Raw genomic sequence first — 16,002 nt, 5'->3', positions numbered from 1 at the left:
TTCATGCAGGGCGGGAATTACATATGCATGCGTAAACGACAACGCCCGGCCAATGCCGGGCGTGTGGAGACGCGAGCGTTACGACTGGAGGAACTTAGTTGCGTTCCTTCAACTGCGCGCCATCGTTCAGCCACAGTTCGGACGGCGTGGTCACGGTCGGGTTGCGGATGAAGAAGGCGATGCGGGTAACGATGGCCAGGGCCGAGATGGCGACGGTGACGTATTCGACTGGGGTCATGATGGTATCCATTTAATTACTTCGAAGCGATATTACGCAGTTCGGCCGACAGGGCCGGGCTATGGGATTCGGCATTCGCGGCCAGCGCCAGCAGTTCGCGGCGGCTTGCGCGCGAGGCGCGGGCGGCGACGCTGGCCGGCTGGGCGGCGTCATGCACGAACCAGCCGCCATGCGCGGCGTACAGTTCGATGGCGAAGTCGCGGATGGTGCGCGCGGTCTCTGCAAATTGGTGGCGCAGTCCCTTGTCCTGCGCCTGGGTGATCGTTGCTGTGCTCATGAAGTTCTCCGGTAAATACTGTGTTGTTGCGTTGCAGTATAAAAAGACTTCAGACATAAGTGAACTTTTAGTTTGTGATGCTTCCCATTCATGCGATGAATGTTTTTGCGATGCCAACTGTGCTTCTGCTTTGGTTGTGTTATGCATTGCAGAAATATCTTCAAGGAATCAAAGGAAGGAGACTGGCCCGGAACTTGCATATCCTCAAGGCATGAAATCGCCACCTCCCGTCCAGCGTACCCTGCGTATCGTCGTGGTCAACAGCGTGTCCGGCGCCGGCGAGCAGGCCATGGCGGCCCAGGCGCGGCGCAACACGGCACTGCGCATCGGGCTGCTGGAGTCCGGCTACGACATCGTTGCCTCGCTGCCGGCCGATATCTTCCTGCCCGAGCGGATCGCCCAGATCCAGCCGGACATGATCATCATCGACAGCGAGTCCGACGCGCGCGACGTGCTCGAGCACATCGTGATCGCCACCCGCGACGAGCCGCGTCCCATCGTCCTGTTCACCGACGACCAGGACCAGGGCAGCATGGATGCCGCGATCGACGCCGGCGTCTCGGCCTATATCGTGGCGGGCCTGCAGGCCGGGCGCGTCAAGCCCGTGCTGGATGTGGCCCTGGCGCGCTTCCGGCGCGAGCGCAGGCTGCTGGACGAGCTGTCCGATACGCGGCGCCAGCTGGCCGACCGCAAGCTGGTCGAGCGCGCCAAGGGGCTGCTGATGGCGAAGAGCGGCCTGAGCGAGGAGCAGGCCTACCAGAAGCTGCGCAGCATGGCGATGAACAGGAAGCTGAAGCTGGCGGAGCTGGCGCAGCGGGTGCTGGATGTGGAGGATTTATTTTGACGGGACCAAGCTTGATTCGCGCCGGCTTCATGCCGCTGACCGACTGCGCACCACTGGTGATGGCCTCGGTGCTCGGCCTGGACGAAAAGTACGGCATTAAGCTGGCGCTGAGCCGCGAGCATTCGTGGTCGGGCATGCGCGACCGCCTCATCGCCGGCAGCCTGGACGTGGCCCACGTGCTCTACGGCCTGCTGTACGGCGTCGAGATGGGTATCGGCGCGCGCGCCGTGCCGATGGCGGTGCTGATGAACTTGTCGCGCAACGGCCAGGCGATCACCTTGTCGCGCGCCCTCGGCGAGCAGGGCGTCGTCGACGGCCCGTCGCTGGCGGCCCATATGCGCCGCAGCCGCCGCCGATTCACCTTCGCGCACACCTTCCCGACCGGGAACCACGCGATGTTCCTGTATTACTGGCTGGCCGCGGCCGGCATCGATCCGCTGCGCGACATTCAGGCGGTCACGGTCCCGCCAGGCCAGATGGCGACCAGCCTGGCGGCCGGCCATATCGACGGCTTCTGCGCCGGCGAGCCCTGGAGCGCGCGCGCGGTGCTGGACGGCGCCGGCGTCACCGCGGCCACCAGCCAGGATATCTGGCCCGACCATCCGGGCAAGGCGCTGGGCGCCACCGCGACCTTCGCCGATGCCCATCCGGACGCCTGCCGCGCCGTGGTGGCGGCGCTGCTCGAAGCAGGGCGCTGGGTCGACGCTTCGGCCGCGCACCGCGATGCCGCGGCCGAGATCCTCGCCAGCCCGCACTATGTGAATGCGGACCGCGAACTCATCGCCGCGCGCCTGCATGGACGTTACGAAGACGGCCTCGGTCGGCACTGGCGCGACCCCGACCCGCTGCAGTTCCACGCGGACGGGGCGGCCAACTTCCCCTGGCTGTCCGACGGCATGTGGTTCATGACCCAGCACCGGCGCTGGGGCCTGCTGCGCGAGGAGCCCGACTATCTGGCGGTCGCCACCCGCGTGAACCGCGCGGCCCTGTACCGCGAAGCGGCCTTGCTGGCGGACTTGGCCGCGCCTCCCGGCCTGCTGCGCACCTCGGTGCTCATGGACGGCAAGGTATGGGACGGCCGCGACCCGGCCGCTTATATCTCTTCCTTTGCCGGTGCGCGCTAGCGCCCCGTTTTCGCGCATGGTGCACCGCAATGAAGCGCGGGACCGGATCCGGTCCTGGCGCGCCACAGGGAAGTGCGTCTGGCACGTCTCTTGCAAACACTCCGATCGAGGATCAACGGCGATCCCATGAACAGCACAGCCGGTCCAGGGCGGACCGGCACATAGGACAACGGCGTCCGCTGCACCCGAGCACATCGCGCATGTGCCTGGCCAGGCAGCGGGCGCCTTTCTTTTTTCGGGAGCGATCATGGCGGGCAAAGCGAATCACATCAAGCTGTTCTCCTTCAACACGCCGCAGATGCGTGCCTTTCACCTCACCTGGGTGGCCTTCTTCATCTGCTTCTTCGCGTGGTTCGCCTGCGCGCCGCTGATGCCGGTCATCAAAGGCGAGTTCCACCTGTCGATGGCGCAGATCGCCGACATCAACATCGCGGCAGTCGCCATCACCATCCTCGTGCGCCTGCTGGTCGGGCCGCTGTGCGACCGCTTCGGTCCGCGCAAGACCTATACCGGCCTGCTGGCCGCAGGCAGCATTCCCGTGCTGGGCGTGGCCATGGCCCAGAGCTACGAAAGCTTCCTGCTGTTCCGCCTCGGGATCGGCGCGGTGGGCGCCAGCTTCGTGATCACCCAGTACCACACCTCGGTGATGTTCGGTCCGCGCGTGGTCGGCACCGCCAACGCGGCGGCGGCCGGCTGGGGCAACAGCGGCGGCGGCGTGGCGCAGGCCACCATGCCGCTCCTGATGGGCGCCGTGATCATGCTGGGCGTGAGCGAGACCATGGGCTGGCGCGTGGCGCTGCTGGTGCCGGGCCTGCTGATGCTGGCGATGGCCGTGGTGTACTGGAAGTTCACGCAAGACTGCCCGGAAGGGAACTACGCCGAGCTGCGCGCCGCCGGCATTCCCTTCGAAGCCAGCGGCAAGGGCGGCTGGGCGAGCTTCGTGCAGGCCTGCCGCAACTACCGGGCCTGGCTGCTGTTCGTCACCTACGGCGCCTGCTTCGGCATCGAACTCTTCATCCACAACGTGGCGGCGGTCTACTACGTCGACCACTTCAAGCTGTCGCTGAAGGAAGCGGGGATGGCGGCCGGCAGCTTCGGTCTGCTGGCGCTGTTCGCCCGCGCCCTGGGCGGCTGGCTGTCCGACCGTGCCGCTGCGCGCGGCGACTTGAACAGCCGCGTCAACCTGCTGTTCATCCTGATGGTGGGCGAGGGCCTGGGCCTGCTGTGGTTTTCGCAGACCGGCAGCACGGCGCTGGCGATTGCGGCCATGCTGGCCTTCGGCATGTGCACCCACATGGCTTGCGGCGCCACCTATGCGCTGGTGCCCTTCGTGAACCGCAAGGCGCTGGGCGGTGTGGCTGGCATCGTCGGCGCGGGCGGCAATGTGGGCGCGGTGCTGGCCGGCTTCCTGATGAAAGGCACCGGCGATGTGCGCCAGACCCTGTTCATCCTCGGCGGCGCGGTGCTGCTGTCCAGCGTGTGCGCGATCGGTGTGCGCTTCTCCCGCGCCGCCGCGGCGAATGACAAAGCCGCCACGGCGCCGGCTGCAGCGTAAGGAATCGCATCATGAAACTGATCGTCATCGGCCACGGCATGGTGGGCCACAAATTTCTCGAGACTTTATATGCGGATGTCGGCGCGGCCGCTTTCGAGGTGACCGTGCTGTGCGAAGAGCCGCGTCCGGCCTACGACCGCGTGCACCTGTCGGACTTCTTTGCCGGCCGCAGCGCCGACGACTTGTCGCTGGTGGCACCGGGCTTCTTCGAGCGCCCGCGCCTGACGCTGAAGCTGAACGCGAAAGTGGTGGCGGTGGACCGCCTGGTGAAGACCGTCACCCTGGCCGGCGGCGAAGTCCTCGCCTACGACAAGCTGGTGTTCGCCACCGGTTCCTCGCCCTTCGTGCCGCCGGTGGAAGGCCGCGAGCGCGCTGGCTGCTTCGTCTACCGCACCATCGAGGATCTGGAAGCGATGCTGGCCTGCGGTGCCAGAGCGCGTTCCGGCGTCGTGATCGGCGGCGGCCTGCTGGGCCTCGAATGCGCGAAGGCCTTGCGCGACATGCGGCTCGACACCCACGTCGTCGAATTCGCGCCGCGCCTGATGGCGGTGCAGGTCGACGAACTGGGCGGACGCATGCTGCGCGGCCGCATCGAAGCGCTGGGCGTGACGGTGCACACGCAAAAGAACACGTTGCGCATCGTCGACGGCGAAACCGCCGCCCACCGCATGGAATTCGCCGACGGCAGCTTTCTGGAGACCGACATGATCGTGTTCTCGGCCGGCATCCGCCCGCGCGACGAGCTGGCGCGCGCCTGCGGATTGGAACTGGGCCCGCGCGGCGGCATCGCCATCGACGATGCCTGCCTCACGTCCGACCGGCACGTCTATGCGATCGGCGAGTGCGCGGCCTGGCGCGGCCAGACCTTCGGCCTGGTGGCGCCGGGCTACGACATGGCGCGCACCGTGGCCCGCGCGCTGCTGGGCCAGCCCGGCAGCTTCGCGGGCGCCGACATGAGCACCAAGCTCAAATTGATGGGCGTGGACGTGGCCTCGATCGGCGATGCGCATGCGAACACGCCCGGCAGCCGCAGCTTCCAGTTCAGCGACGAGCGCAAGCAGGTCTACAAGAAGATCGTCGTGTCCGACTGCGGCAAGCGCCTGCTGGGCGCGGTGCTGGTCGGCGATGCCGCCGAATACGGCAATCTGCTGCAGACCATGCTGAATGGCCTGAAGCTCCCTAGCGCGCCCGAGTTCCTGATCCTGCCGCAGGGCGAGGGCGGGCCGCGCGCAAGCATTGGCGTCGACGCGCTCCCGAGCACGGCCCAGGTCTGCTCCTGCAATGCGGTCAGCAAGGGCGCGATCGTCGATGCGGTGGCGGGCGGCGCCTGCGATATCGCTGCACTTAAAAACTGTACCGGTGCCGGCACGGCCTGCGGCGGCTGCTTGCCGCTGGTGAACCAGATCATGAAGGCCGAGATGGCGAAGGCCGGCCTGGCCGTCAGCAACCACCTGTGCGAACACTTCCCGTACTCGCGCCAGGAGCTGCACCACCTGGTGCGGGTCGGCGGGATCAGGACCTTTGCCGAACTGCTGAACAGGCACGGCAAGGGCCTGGGCTGCGACATCTGCAAGCCGGTCGCCGCCAACATCCTGGCCTCGACCTGGAACGACTTCGTGCTGAAACCCGAGCACGCCAGCCTGCAGGATTCGAACGACTACTTCCTCGGGAATATCCAGAAGGACGGCACGTATTCCGTGGTGCCGCGCATGCCGGGCGGCGAGGTCACGCCGGACGGTTTGATCGCGGTGGGGCAGGTGGCCAAGAAGTATGGGCTGTACACCAAGATCACGGGCGGCGCGCGCGTCGACATGTTCGGCGCCCGCGTCGACCAGCTGCCCTTCATCTGGGAAGAACTGATCGCCGCCGGCTTCGAGTCCGGCCACGCCTACGGCAAGTCGCTGCGCACGGTGAAGTCCTGCGTCGGCTCGACCTGGTGCCGCTACGGCGTGGGCGACAGCATTGGTTTCGGCATCGCGCTGGAAAACCGCTACAAGGGTTTGCGCGCGCCGCACAAGATCAAGTTCGGCGTGTCCGGCTGCACCCGCGAGTGCGCCGAAGCCCAGGGCAAGGACGTCGGCCTGATCGCCACCGATAAAGGCTGGAACCTCTACGTGTGCGGCAACGGCGGCATGAAGCCGCGCCACGCCGAGCTGCTGGCGTCCAACCTGGACGAGGCCACCGTGGTGAAGCTGGTCGACCGCTTCCTGATGTTCTACGTGCGCACCGCCGATCGCCTGCAGCGCACCAACACCTGGCGCGAGAGTTTGGAAGGCGGCCTGGATTACCTGAAGCAGGTGGTGGTCGAGGACAGTCTCGGTATCGGCGCCGAGCTGGAAGCCGACATGCAGCGCGTGGTCGACAGCTATGCCGACGAGTGGAAGAACGCGGTCGAGGACCCGGCCGTGCGCGCGCGCTTCCGCAGCTTCGTCAACGCCGAGGGCGTCGACGACAACGTCGTGTTCATGCCGGAGCGCGGGCAAGTGCGGCCGGCCACGCCCGAGGAACGCCGCGTCATTCCCATCATCCGCAGCGCTTGAGCTTATAGGAGATCGAAAATGCATCGCGATATTCAGCTGAACCAGTGGAACGCCGTCTGCCCGCTCGACCGCATCGTGCCCGACACCGGCGTGTGCGCGCTGCTGAACGGGCGCCAGGTGGCGGTGTTCCGCGTCGGCGCCGAGTCCCCGAGCCTGTTCGCCATCGATAACTACGACCCGAATTCGCAGGCGGCGGTGCTGTCGCGCGGGCTGGTCGGCAGCATCGGCGAGCGCGTGGTCGTCGCTTCGCCCATCTACAAGCAACATTTCGACCTGCGCACCGGCGAATGCCTGGAGGCGCCGCATAATTCCGTGTCCAGCTATCCGGTGCGGGTCGAAGACGGCCAGGTCTGGGTGGGAGCCTGAGATGCAGGCGCACGACATGCGGCCCTCGCTGGTCGTGATCGGCAACGGCATGGCCGGCATGCGCACGGTCGAGGAGCTGCTGAAGCTGGCCCCCGACAGCTACCGCATCACCGTGTTCGGCGCCGAGCCGCATGGGAATTACAACCGGATTCTGCTGTCGCCGGTGCTGGCCGGCGAGAAGAGCGTCGCCGACATCATGCTGCACACGCGCGAATGGTATGCGGCCAACGGCATCACCCTGCACGCCGGCGATCCGGTGGTCCGGATCGACCGCAAGCGCCGCACCGTGCATGCCGCGTCCGGCCTGGCGGTAAGCTATGACCGCTTGCTGCTCGCCACCGGCTCGAAGCCCTTCATCGTGCCGGTGCCGGGCCACGACCTGCCGGGCGTGATCGGCTTTCGCGACCTGCACGATGTCGACACCATGTTGGCGGCCGCCCGTGCCGGCGGGCGCGCGGTCGTGATCGGCGGCGGCCTGCTGGGACTGGAAGCGGCGAACGGCCTGCTGCGCCGGGGCATGGAGGTGACCGTGGTGCACGTCACCGCCAGTCTGATGAACCAGCAGCTCGACCCCGCCGCCGCCGAGCTGCTGCGCGCTTCGCTGGAACGGCGCGGCCTGCGCATCCTGCTGAACCGCCAGACCGCCGCCATTGAGGGTATGAACGGCGGCGAAGGCCGCGTGCGGGCGCTGCGCTTCGCCGATGGCGAGACGATACCCGCCGACCTGGTCGTGATGGCGGCCGGCGTGCGCCCCAACGTCGCGCTGGCGCGGGAGGCCGGCCTGCACGTCGAGCGCGCCATCGTGGTCGACGATACCCTGCAGACCTACGATCCGCGCATCTACGCGGTCGGCGAATGCGTACAGCACCGCCGCGCGACCTTCGGCCTGGTGGCGCCGATCTGGGACCAGGCGCGCGTCTGCGCGGCCCATCTTGCCGGCGCCGGCCACCGCCGCTACGTGCAGCAGGCCACCGCCACCAAGCTGAAGGTGACCGGCATCGACCTGTACTCGGCCGGCGACATCGTCGGCGGCGAGGGCAGCGAAGACCTGGTGCTGCGCGACCGCCGCGGCGGCGTCTACAAGCGCCTGGTGCTGAGCGGCCGGCACCTGACCGGTGCGGTGCTGTATGGCGACGTCGCCGATGGTCCGTGGTATTTCGAACTGATCCAACAGAAGGCCGACATCTCGGCCATTCGCAACCAGCTGCTGTTCGGCCAGGCGCAAGCGCTGGCGGCAGCGGCCTGAAGGAGTCGCATGATACGCACCACCTGTCCTTATTGCGGCGTCGGCTGCGGCGTGCGGGCCGAAGCCGGCGACGATGGCGCGGTGACCGTCGCCGGCGACGCGCTGCACCCGGCCAGCCGGGGCCGCCTGTGCGTCAAGGGCGCGGCCTTGGGCGAGACCGTGGGCCTCGAAGGACGCCTGCTGTCGCCGATGCTGCGCAGCGAAGCCGGCCTGCAGGCGGTGCCGTGGGAGGCGGCGCTGGACAAGGTGGCCGAGGGCTTCCGGCGCATCGTCGCCGAGCACGGACCGGACGCGGTGGCGCTCTACGTCTCCGGCCAGCTGCTGACCGAGGATTACTACGTCGCCAACAAGTTCATGAAGGGCTATATCGGCAGCGCGAACATCGATACCAACTCGCGCCTGTGCATGTCCGCGGCGGTCGCCGGCCACAAGCGGGCCTTCGGCGAAGACATCGTGCCCGGCTGCTATGAGGACTTCGAACTGGCCGACCTGGTGGTGCTGGTCGGCTCGAACGCCGCCTGGTGCCACCCGACCTTATACCAGCGCATCGTGCGCGCCAGGGAAGCGCGACCGCAGATGAAAGTGGTCGTGATCGACCCGCGCCGCACCGCCACCTGCGACCTGGCCGACCTGCACCTGCCGCTGAAACCCGGCAGCGACGTCTGGCTGTTCAACGGCCTGCTGGCCTGGCTGGCGACCCAGGGCGCGCTCGACAGCGCCTGGGTGGAGGCCCACACCGCCGGCCTGGGCGAGGCGCTGGATGCGGCCGGGCAGGCTGGCAGCCTGCTCGACGTGGCGAAGGCCTGCCGGCTCGATCCGCAGCAAGTGCTGGCCTTCTACGAACTGTTCGCCCGGACCGAGAAAACCGTCACCGCCTTCACCATGGGCGTGAACCAGTCTTCCAGCGGCGCCGACAAGGTCAATGCCATCATCAACTGCCACCTGGCCACGGGCCGCATCGGCCGCCCCGGCATGGGACCCTTCTCGCTGACCGGCCAGCCGAATGCGATGGGCGGGCGCGAAGTGGGCGGCCTGGCCAACATGCTGGCCGCGCACATGGAGCTGGACGACCCGGCCCAGCGCGCCGCCGTGCAGGCTTTCTGGGATGCGCCGCGCATGGCCCACCAGCCGGGCCTGAAGGCGGTCGACTTGTTCCACGCGATCGAGGCGGGGACCGTGAAGGCGGTCTGGATCATGGCCACCAACCCGCTGGTCAGCCTGCCCGAGGCCGACCAGGCGCGGCGGGCGCTGGCGAAGTGCGAGCTGGTGGTGGTCTCCGACATCGTGCAGGACACCGACACCAACGCGCTGGCCCATGTGCTGCTGCCGGCCCTCGGCTGGGGCGAAAAGGACGGCACGGTCACGAACTCGGAACGCTGCATCTCGCGCCAGCGCGCCTTCCTGCCGGCGCCGGGCCAGGCGCGGCCGGACTGGGAGATCGTCTGCGATGTCGCGCGCCGCATGGGTTTCAACGGCTTCGATTTCACCTCGCCGCACCAGATCTTCGACGAGCATGCGCGCTTATCGAGCTGGCAGAACGGCGCCGGCAGCCAGCGCCGGCGCCTGTTCGATATCGGCGGCCTGGCGGGCATGACGCACAGCGATTACGATGCGCTCGAACCGGTACAGTGGCCGGTATGCCGTCCCGGCGACAGGACCCGGCGCCTGTTCGGCGACGGCCGCTTCTCCCACCCGGACGGCAGGGCGCGTTTCGTGCCCACGCGCGCGCGCCTGCCGGCCCACCTGCCCGACGACGAGTTCCCGCTGGTGCTGAACACCGGCCGCGTGCGCGACCAGTGGCACACCATGACGCGCACCGGGCGCTCGCCGCGCTTGGCCGAGCACCTGCCCGAACCCTACATCGACATGCACCCGCAGGACGCGCTGCTGTGCGGCGTGAAGGAGGGCGAACTGGCGCGCCTGCGCAGCAACTGGGGCGCCGGCGTGGCGCGGGTGCGGCACGGCGGCGGCATCGCGCGCGGCAGCGTGTTCATGCCGATCCACTGGAGCGGCCGCACGGCCTCGGATGCGCGCGTGGGCGCGGTCGTGAACCCGGCGGTGGACCCGGTTTCGGGCGAGCCGGAGTTCAAGCACACGCCGGTGCGCATCGAACCCTTCGGTGTGAACTGGTACGGCTTCATCCTCAGCCGCGCCGAACTGCCGCTGGAAGACGCGACCAACTGGACCCGCATCCAAGGCAGCGGCTTCGTGCGCTACGAGCTGGCCGGCCGCAAACCCTTTGCCGAGGCAGGCGGCTGGGCGCGGCGCCTGCTGCGGGTCGAGGACGAGGACGCCGACTGGATCGAGCTGGAGGACCGCAATGGCGGCGTCTACCGCGCGGCGCACCTGGTCGATGGGCGCATCGAAGCCTGCCTGTTCGTCTCGCAGCGCCAGGATCTGCCGGGCCGGGCCTGGCTGGCGCAGATGTTCGATAAGGCGCAGCTGTCGCCGCAGGACCGCATCGGCCTGCTGTCCGGCCGCGCGCGCGAACAGGGCGCGGACCCCGGGCCGACCGTGTGTTCCTGCTTTGGCGTGGGCCGCAACACGATCCGCATCGCGATCGAAAAGCACGGACTGCAGGATGCGGCCGCGGTGACGGCCTGCGTCAAGGCCGGCGGCAATTGCGGCTCCTGCGTGCCGGAGATCCGGGCGCTGCTGGCGGAAGCGAGCGTCCAGGCCTCATAAATGCAGGTCATCCGGCATTTCGTGCAGTCCGTCGCAAAAGCCGGCGGGGCAGGGCGCCCTCTGCCTACAATGATCTCACTTGATAACGGAGATCCTGCGATGCGCCCACACCTGCTTGCCCTTGCCGCTGTCCTTTCTTTCACCGCCGCCACCGCCCACGCGGACGACCAGGTCCGCAACACGCCGGCCTTTTCCTCGATCAGCGTCGAGGGGCCGATCAGCGTCACCGTCGATGCCGGCAAGGCGCAAACCCTGACCCTGCGCGGCGATGCCAAGTTCCTGCGCGACGTGACCAGCGAAGTGGTGGATGGCCAGCTGCGCCTGAGCGTGCGCGAGAAGAAGAACATCTCCTGGCGCGGCGACCCGCGCGTCGTCATCACGGTGCCGGCGCTGCGCGCGCTCGAGGTCGAAGGTGCCGGTGCGATCCGGCTGAACCAGATCCGCGGCGAGCGCCTCGACGTCAACTACCGCGGTGCCGGCAGCATGAACATCAACGGCGAAGTGAAGACTTTCAAGATGACGGCGGAAGGCGTGGGCGAGGTCGATGCGAAGGCCCTGGCGGCGAACGATGTCGACCTGCGCTTCCGCGGCATCGGCGACGTCAAGGTCACCGCCAGGAACCGGCTGGATGCCAACCTGGAAGGCATGGGCAGCGTGACCTATTACGGCAAGCCGCGCATCGTGAACAAGTCGGCGTCGGGCATCGGTTCGGTCAAGGCCGGGGACTGAGCGTTTCTCAGGCCGGCGGCAGGATCCCGAAGGCCTGCGGCACCGCCACCTTCATGATGTCGATGAAGCGCCGCAGCCGCGCCGGATAGAAACGCGCCGGCGGATAGATCAGGTGGATGGGCAGCGGTGCCGCTTCCCAATCCGGCGTCAGCTGCACCAGGCGGCCGGCCTCGAGCTCTTCGCGCAGCGCCCAGGACGAGCCGAGCGCCACGCCCACGCCCAGCAGGGCGCTGTTGCGCATCGCGTACAGGTTGTCGGTAAACAGACGCGGCTGGATCGGGAAGCGCAGCGTCTCGCCGCTCTGCCGGTGCGTCAGCGCCACCTCGTTGCGGTAGAAGCTCGACACCGCGATCCACGGAAGATCGCCCAGCTGCTCCGGATGCGTGGGCCGCTCGCGGCCTGCCAGCACGGCCGGCGCGCAGACCACGATGCGCGGCACCTCGCCCAGGCGGATCGCCACCACCGAGGGATCGGGAATGTCGCCGACCCGGATCGCGCAGTCGATGCCTTCGGCGATGAAGTCCGGCGTGCGGTCGTGCAGGGTCCAGTCGACCGCCATCTTCGGGTAGCGCTGCAGGTACTCGGCCAGCGGCGCCACCAGCTGCTGCTGGCCGAAGGCGTGCGGCGCGATCACGCGCAGCAGGCCCACCGGCTCCTCGCCGGCGCCGCGGATCTCGCTCTCGAATTCCTGCCAGCCGGCCAGCAGCTCCCTGGCGCGCGTGTAGCAGCGCATGCCGTCGTCGGTCAGCTTCATCGCGTGCGTGGAGCGCTGCAGCAGGCGCACGCCCAGCGATTTCTCCAGCGTCTTGAGGCGCCGGCTGATGGTCGGCTGGGTGGTTTCCAGCAGACGCGCCGCCGCCGAAAGGCTGCCGGCATCGACAATGCGGACAAAGGTTTCCACTAGCATCATACGGTCGGCGGTGGAAACAACGCCGTTCAGTTCGAGGTTCATACGTGCATCGTATAACAGTTCGACGCGCGCCGCGTCTACCATGCCAGGTGCGCGCTGACGATAATGGCGGCCATGAACTCGACATCCTCCACCATGAAAACCGCCCAGCCGCATTTATCGTCCTCGCTGACCTTCCTGCTTGCCGGCGGCACCGGCCTGACGGTCGCTGCGCTCTACTACAGCCAGCCGACCCTCGGCGTGCTGGCCGGCGACCTGAACGCCAGCCCGCGCGACATCGGCTGGATTCCCACCCTGACCCAGCTCGGCTACGCGCTCGGCCTGCTGCTGCTGGCGCCGCTGGGCGACCGCTTCGACCGCCGCAACATCATCCTGCTGAAATCGGCGATCCTGTGCGCGGCGCTGCTGCTGACCGGCTTCGCGCCGGGCCTCGCGGTGCTGCTGGTGGCCAGTCTGCTGGTCGGGCTGTTCGCGACCGTGGCCCAGGACATCGTCCCGGCGGCGGCCACGCTGGCGCCGGCTGCGGAACGCGGCAAGGCGGTCGGCACGGTGATGACCGGCCTGTTGATGGGCATCCTGCTGTCGCGCGTGGTGAGCGGCTTCGTGGCCGAGAACTTCGGCTGGCGCTCGGTGTTCATCGCCGCCGCCGCCAGCGTCGCGCTGCTGGGCGTGGTGCTGGCCCGGGGCCTGCCGCGCTTCGCGCCGACCACCGACCATCCGTATCCGGAACTGCTGAAATCCCTGGCCCACCTGTGGGTCGAATATCCGAAACTGCGCCAGGCCGCGCTGGCCCAGGGCCTGCTGGCGCTCGGCTTCTCGGCCTTCTGGTCGACCCTGGCCGTGATGCTGCATGCCGCACCTTTCCACCTGGGTTCGGCCGCCGCCGGTTCCTTCGGCCTGGCTGGCGCCGCCGGCGCCCTGGCGGCACCTTTCGCCGGCCGCCTGTCGGACAGCCACGGCCCGCAATGGGTGACGCGCATCGCCGCCGGCGTCACCGTGGTCTCGTTCGCAGCCATGTTCCTGATGCCGCTGCTGCCGGTGCAGGGCCAGCTGGCGCTGCTGGCGCTTGCCACGGTCGGCTTCGACCTCGGCGTGCAGGCCAGCCTGATCTCGCACCAGACGATCGTCTACGGCATCGCGCCGGAAGCGCGCAGCCGCCTGAACGCGATCCTGATGACCAGCGTCTTCATCGGCATGGCGGCCGGCGGCCTGCTCGGCGCCCAGGCGCTGGCAGCCTGGGGCTGGAGCGGCGTGGTGGGACTGGCGACTGTCGCCGCGGTCGGCGCGCTGATCGTGCGCCTCAAGGCCAGGTAAGGATCACGCCGGCAGCGGCGCGGTGTTGACTGCCAATTGCGCGGCAAACGCCCTTTGGTAGGCCGGCCGCGCCTCGCCGCGCGCCACATAGGCGGCCAGGTTCGGAAACGCATCCAGGATGCCCGAGGGTTTCGCCCGCAGCAGCACCGACACCATCATCAGGTCGCCGGCACTGAATGCGCCGTCGAGCCAGTCGGCGTCGGCCAGACGGCTCGACAACTGCTGCAGGCGCGTCCGCAGGCGGTCCTTGACCAGCGCCAGGCGCTCCGCGGCCCAGGGCTTGTCGCCTTCGAGGATGCGCACCGTGAAGAGTTCGAGAACCGGCGGCTCCATCGTATTCAACGCGGCGAAGATCCACATGACGGCGCGTTCCTGCGCGTGCGCATCGCCCGGCAGCAGGCCCGGATGATGGCGGGCGATGTGCAGCACGATGGCGCCGGTCTCGAACAGCGCCAGCCCGTCTTCTTCGTAGGTGGGAATCTGGCCGAACGGGTTCAGGGCCAGATGCGCCGGCGCCTTCATCGCAGCATGCGGCACGAGGCGCACTTCGTAGGGCAGAGCCGCTTCTTCGAGTGCCCAGCGCACGCGCGTGTCGCGCGCGAGTCCGCTGCCGCCGTCGGGCGAGCGGTCGAAGGCGGTGATGGTGATGGTCATAAGAAGGTCCTTTTGGTGACGGCCACCGTGACGATGTAGGCGAACAGCGCCAGCGCGCCGATGAAGGCGGCCAGGCGCTGACCCCGCGTGCGGCCGCGCTTCAGGGCGATCGTGCCCAGCACGATGTAGCCGAGCAGGGCCAGGACCTTGGCCGTCAGCCAGGCCTGCTGGCCCGGATACTGCTGGCTCCACACGGCAAGGCCGATGGCACTGGCCAGCAGCAGGGTATCGACGATGTGCGGCGCGATGCGCACCCAGCGCTGCTGCAGCATGCCGGAGGCGCGCAGCATCCAGACCCCGCGCAGCAGGAACAGCGAACCGGAGAGGGCGGCGCAGCCCATGTGGAAGTGTTTGAGGCCGAGGTAGTCCATCGCATGAGCCTACCTGCGAATGGCTCGGCCGGCAATCACGTCCTTTGCACCGGCTTCGACGTCAGCAGGCTCGCCACCACCGACAGCGCCAGGATCAGCCCCACCACGCCCTGCGCCACCCCGACCGGGATTTTATACACGTCCAGCAGCAGCATCTTCGCGCCGATGAAGATCAGGATCCCGGCCAGCCCATACTTCAGCAGGTGGAAGCGCTGCGCCATGTCGGCCAGCAGGAAGTACATCGCGCGCAGGCCGAGGATGGCGAAGATGTTCGAAGTGAAGACGATGAAGGGATCGCCGGTGACGGCGAAGATGGCGGGAATCGAATCGACCGCGAAGATCAGGTCCGTGACTTCCACCAGCACCAGCACCACGAACAGCGGCGTGGCGTAGCGCAGTCCCTGCTGGACGACGAAGAAGCGCTCGCCGTGGAATTCGTCGGCGATGCGCATGTGGCCGCGCATCCAGCGCAGCACCGGGTTCTGCGCCAGGTCGGATTCGTGGCTGGCGAACAGCAGCATCTTCACGCCGGTTACCAGCAGCAGGAGACCGAACAGGTAGAGGATCCAGTGGAAGCGCGCCAGCAGCAGGGCGCCCAGCCAGATGAGCAGGGCGCGCATGACGATCGCGCCCAGCACGCCGTACAGCAGCACGCGCTTCTGCAGCGCGGCCGGCACCGCGAAGAAATTGAAGAGGGTGATCCAGACGAAGACGTTGTCGACCGCCAGCGATTTTTCGATCAGGTAGCCGGTGAAGTATTCGAGCGCCCTGGCGCGTGCCACGTCCGGCCCGACGGTGCCGTCGAGGTACCACCAGAACAGCGCGCCGAAGGCCAGCGCGATCGTCACCCATACCACCGACCAGGCGGCCGCTTCGCGCGTGCTGACGGTGTGCGATCCTTCCTTCTTGAGCATGAAGAAATCGACGGCCAGCAGGCAGATGACGAGCACCGTGAAGGAGGCGTAGAGGCCGGGTGTGCCGATCGATGCGGGCATGGCATGCTCCCAAAAAGGTATTTTACTGAGACAACGTCGCAATGCTATAGATCCGGGAAAAACATCCTTTCTATACGAATACTAAAAAATTGATGCCTGGAGATCTTCGGAATTGGCTTGACCGGTTTTCTGGAAATGATTTCGCAAAAATATC

The 16,002-nt window shown here is 67.8% G+C and carries 15 protein-coding genes; 9 read left to right on the top strand and 6 right to left on the bottom strand.

All coding sequences use genetic code 11. From position 1 onward, the window contains the following. Window positions 1–94 precede the first annotated feature (94 nt). Window positions 95–238, bottom strand: coding sequence for a hypothetical protein (locus tag NX782_RS14705; protein ID WP_258846223.1), 144 nt, complete (start codon window positions 236–238; stop codon window positions 95–97). Window positions 239–254: 16 nt separating this feature from the next. Beyond that, window positions 255–515, bottom strand: coding sequence for a hypothetical protein (locus NX782_RS14700; protein WP_258846222.1), 261 nt, complete (start codon window positions 513–515; stop codon window positions 255–257). Between the two features lie 211 nt (window positions 516–726). On the opposite strand from NX782_RS14700, the gene NX782_RS14695 reads away from it, so the two are divergent. The 8 genes from NX782_RS14695 to NX782_RS14660 all read left to right on the top strand — a co-directional run bounded on the left by NX782_RS14695 (window position 727) and on the right by NX782_RS14660 (window position 11,604). Further along, window positions 727–1,359, top strand: coding sequence for an ANTAR domain-containing response regulator (locus NX782_RS14695; protein ID WP_258846221.1), 633 nt, complete (start codon window positions 727–729; stop codon window positions 1,357–1,359). Next, window positions 1,356–2,483, top strand: a complete 1,128-nt coding sequence (locus NX782_RS14690; protein ID WP_258846220.1) for a CmpA/NrtA family ABC transporter substrate-binding protein — start codon at window positions 1,356–1,358, stop codon at window positions 2,481–2,483. The genes NX782_RS14695 and NX782_RS14690 overlap by 4 nt, the downstream gene beginning before the upstream one ends. 247 nt (window positions 2,484–2,730) lie before the next feature. Next, on the top strand, window positions 2,731–4,038 hold the full coding sequence (locus tag NX782_RS14685) for an MFS transporter (RefSeq protein WP_258846219.1): 1,308 nt from the start codon (window positions 2,731–2,733) through the stop codon (window positions 4,036–4,038). An 11-nt stretch (window positions 4,039–4,049) separates the two neighbouring features. Beyond that, window positions 4,050–6,578 carry a nitrite reductase large subunit NirB gene (gene nirB / locus NX782_RS14680; protein WP_258846218.1) on the top strand — a complete coding sequence of 843 codons (2,529 nt, stop codon included), beginning with the start codon at window positions 4,050–4,052 and terminating at the stop codon, window positions 6,576–6,578. Window positions 6,579–6,596: 18 nt separating this feature from the next. Further along, window positions 6,597–6,944 (top strand): nitrite reductase small subunit NirD, encoded by a 348-nt coding sequence (gene nirD, locus NX782_RS14675; protein ID WP_258846217.1) that lies wholly within the window; start codon window positions 6,597–6,599, stop codon window positions 6,942–6,944. Between the two features lies 1 nt (window position 6,945). After that, complete coding sequence (locus NX782_RS14670) at window positions 6,946–8,190, top strand: NAD(P)/FAD-dependent oxidoreductase (protein WP_258846216.1); 1,245 nt, start codon at window positions 6,946–6,948, stop codon at window positions 8,188–8,190. A 9-nt stretch (window positions 8,191–8,199) separates the two neighbouring features. Continuing rightward, on the top strand, window positions 8,200–10,875 hold the full coding sequence (locus NX782_RS14665; protein WP_258846215.1) for a nitrate reductase: 2,676 nt from the start codon (window positions 8,200–8,202) through the stop codon (window positions 10,873–10,875). Window positions 10,876–10,974: 99 nt separating this feature from the next. Beyond that, the gene (locus NX782_RS14660; RefSeq protein WP_258846214.1) at window positions 10,975–11,604 is read left to right on the top strand and encodes a head GIN domain-containing protein; all 630 of its coding nucleotides are present in this window, start codon (window positions 10,975–10,977) and stop codon (window positions 11,602–11,604) included. 7 nt (window positions 11,605–11,611) lie between these two features. Here the strand turns inward: NX782_RS14660 and NX782_RS14655 are convergent, their stop codons facing one another. After that, on the bottom strand, window positions 11,612–12,556 hold the full coding sequence (locus NX782_RS14655; protein WP_258846213.1) for a LysR family transcriptional regulator: 945 nt from the start codon (window positions 12,554–12,556) through the stop codon (window positions 11,612–11,614). A gap of 63 nt (window positions 12,557–12,619) precedes the next feature. On the opposite strand from NX782_RS14655, the gene NX782_RS14650 reads away from it, so the two are divergent. Further along, a complete protein-coding gene (locus NX782_RS14650) occupies window positions 12,620–13,828 on the top strand; it encodes an MFS transporter (RefSeq protein WP_258846212.1) in 1,209 nt (402 codons plus the stop codon). A gap of 3 nt (window positions 13,829–13,831) precedes the next feature. On the opposite strand, the gene NX782_RS14645 is transcribed toward NX782_RS14650, so the two are convergent. Genes NX782_RS14645 through NX782_RS14635 form a run of 3 tightly spaced genes read right to left on the bottom strand, consistent with a single transcriptional unit; the run spans window position 13,832 to window position 15,848 of the window. Further along, the gene (locus NX782_RS14645; RefSeq protein ID WP_258846211.1) at window positions 13,832–14,482 is read right to left on the bottom strand and encodes a glutathione S-transferase family protein; all 651 of its coding nucleotides are present in this window, start codon (window positions 14,480–14,482) and stop codon (window positions 13,832–13,834) included. Beyond that, window positions 14,479–14,853 carry a SirB2 family protein gene (locus NX782_RS14640; RefSeq protein ID WP_258846210.1) on the bottom strand — a complete coding sequence of 125 codons (375 nt, stop codon included), beginning with the start codon at window positions 14,851–14,853 and terminating at the stop codon, window positions 14,479–14,481. Before NX782_RS14640 ends, NX782_RS14645 begins: the two co-directional genes overlap by 4 nt. 35 nt (window positions 14,854–14,888) lie before the next feature. Continuing rightward, window positions 14,889–15,848, bottom strand: a complete 960-nt coding sequence (locus NX782_RS14635) for a TerC family protein (protein ID WP_258846209.1) — start codon at window positions 15,846–15,848, stop codon at window positions 14,889–14,891. Window positions 15,849–16,002: the final 154 nt, after the last annotated feature.

The organism is Massilia norwichensis, from assembly GCF_024753245.1.
GTDB classification, from domain to species: domain Bacteria; phylum Pseudomonadota; class Gammaproteobacteria; order Burkholderiales; family Burkholderiaceae_D; genus Telluria; species Telluria norwichensis.
The sequence above is the reverse complement of the archived record's forward strand: the minus strand, read 5'-3'. Positions and strand labels throughout refer to the sequence as shown.

Bases quoted from the DNA above. Each gene is read 5' to 3' on its own strand.
- nirB (WP_258846218.1), top strand. From the start codon at position 4,050: ATGAAACTGATCGTCATCGGCCACGGCATGGTGGGCCACAAATTTCTC.
- NX782_RS14685 (WP_258846219.1), top strand. From the start codon at position 2,731: ATGGCGGGCAAAGCGAATCACATCAAGCTGTTCTCCTTCAACACGCCG.
- NX782_RS14695 (WP_258846221.1), top strand. From the start codon at position 727: ATGAAATCGCCACCTCCCGTCCAGCGTACCCTGCGTATCGTCGTGGTC.
- NX782_RS14655 (WP_258846213.1), bottom strand. From the start codon at position 12,556: ATGAACCTCGAACTGAACGGCGTTGTTTCCACCGCCGACCGTATGATG.
- NX782_RS14705 (WP_258846223.1), bottom strand. From the start codon at position 238: ATGACCCCAGTCGAATACGTCACCGTCGCCATCTCGGCCCTGGCCATC.
- NX782_RS14665 (WP_258846215.1), top strand. From the start codon at position 8,200: ATGATACGCACCACCTGTCCTTATTGCGGCGTCGGCTGCGGCGTGCGG.
- NX782_RS14670 (WP_258846216.1), top strand. From the start codon at position 6,946: ATGCAGGCGCACGACATGCGGCCCTCGCTGGTCGTGATCGGCAACGGC.
- nirD (WP_258846217.1), top strand. From the start codon at position 6,597: ATGCATCGCGATATTCAGCTGAACCAGTGGAACGCCGTCTGCCCGCTC.
- NX782_RS14660 (WP_258846214.1), top strand. From the start codon at position 10,975: ATGCGCCCACACCTGCTTGCCCTTGCCGCTGTCCTTTCTTTCACCGCC.
- NX782_RS14650 (WP_258846212.1), top strand. From the start codon at position 12,620: ATGGCGGCCATGAACTCGACATCCTCCACCATGAAAACCGCCCAGCCG.
- NX782_RS14645 (WP_258846211.1), bottom strand. From the start codon at position 14,482: ATGACCATCACCATCACCGCCTTCGACCGCTCGCCCGACGGCGGCAGC.
- NX782_RS14700 (WP_258846222.1), bottom strand. From the start codon at position 515: ATGAGCACAGCAACGATCACCCAGGCGCAGGACAAGGGACTGCGCCAC.
- NX782_RS14640 (WP_258846210.1), bottom strand. From the start codon at position 14,853: ATGGACTACCTCGGCCTCAAACACTTCCACATGGGCTGCGCCGCCCTC.
- NX782_RS14635 (WP_258846209.1), bottom strand. From the start codon at position 15,848: ATGCCCGCATCGATCGGCACACCCGGCCTCTACGCCTCCTTCACGGTG.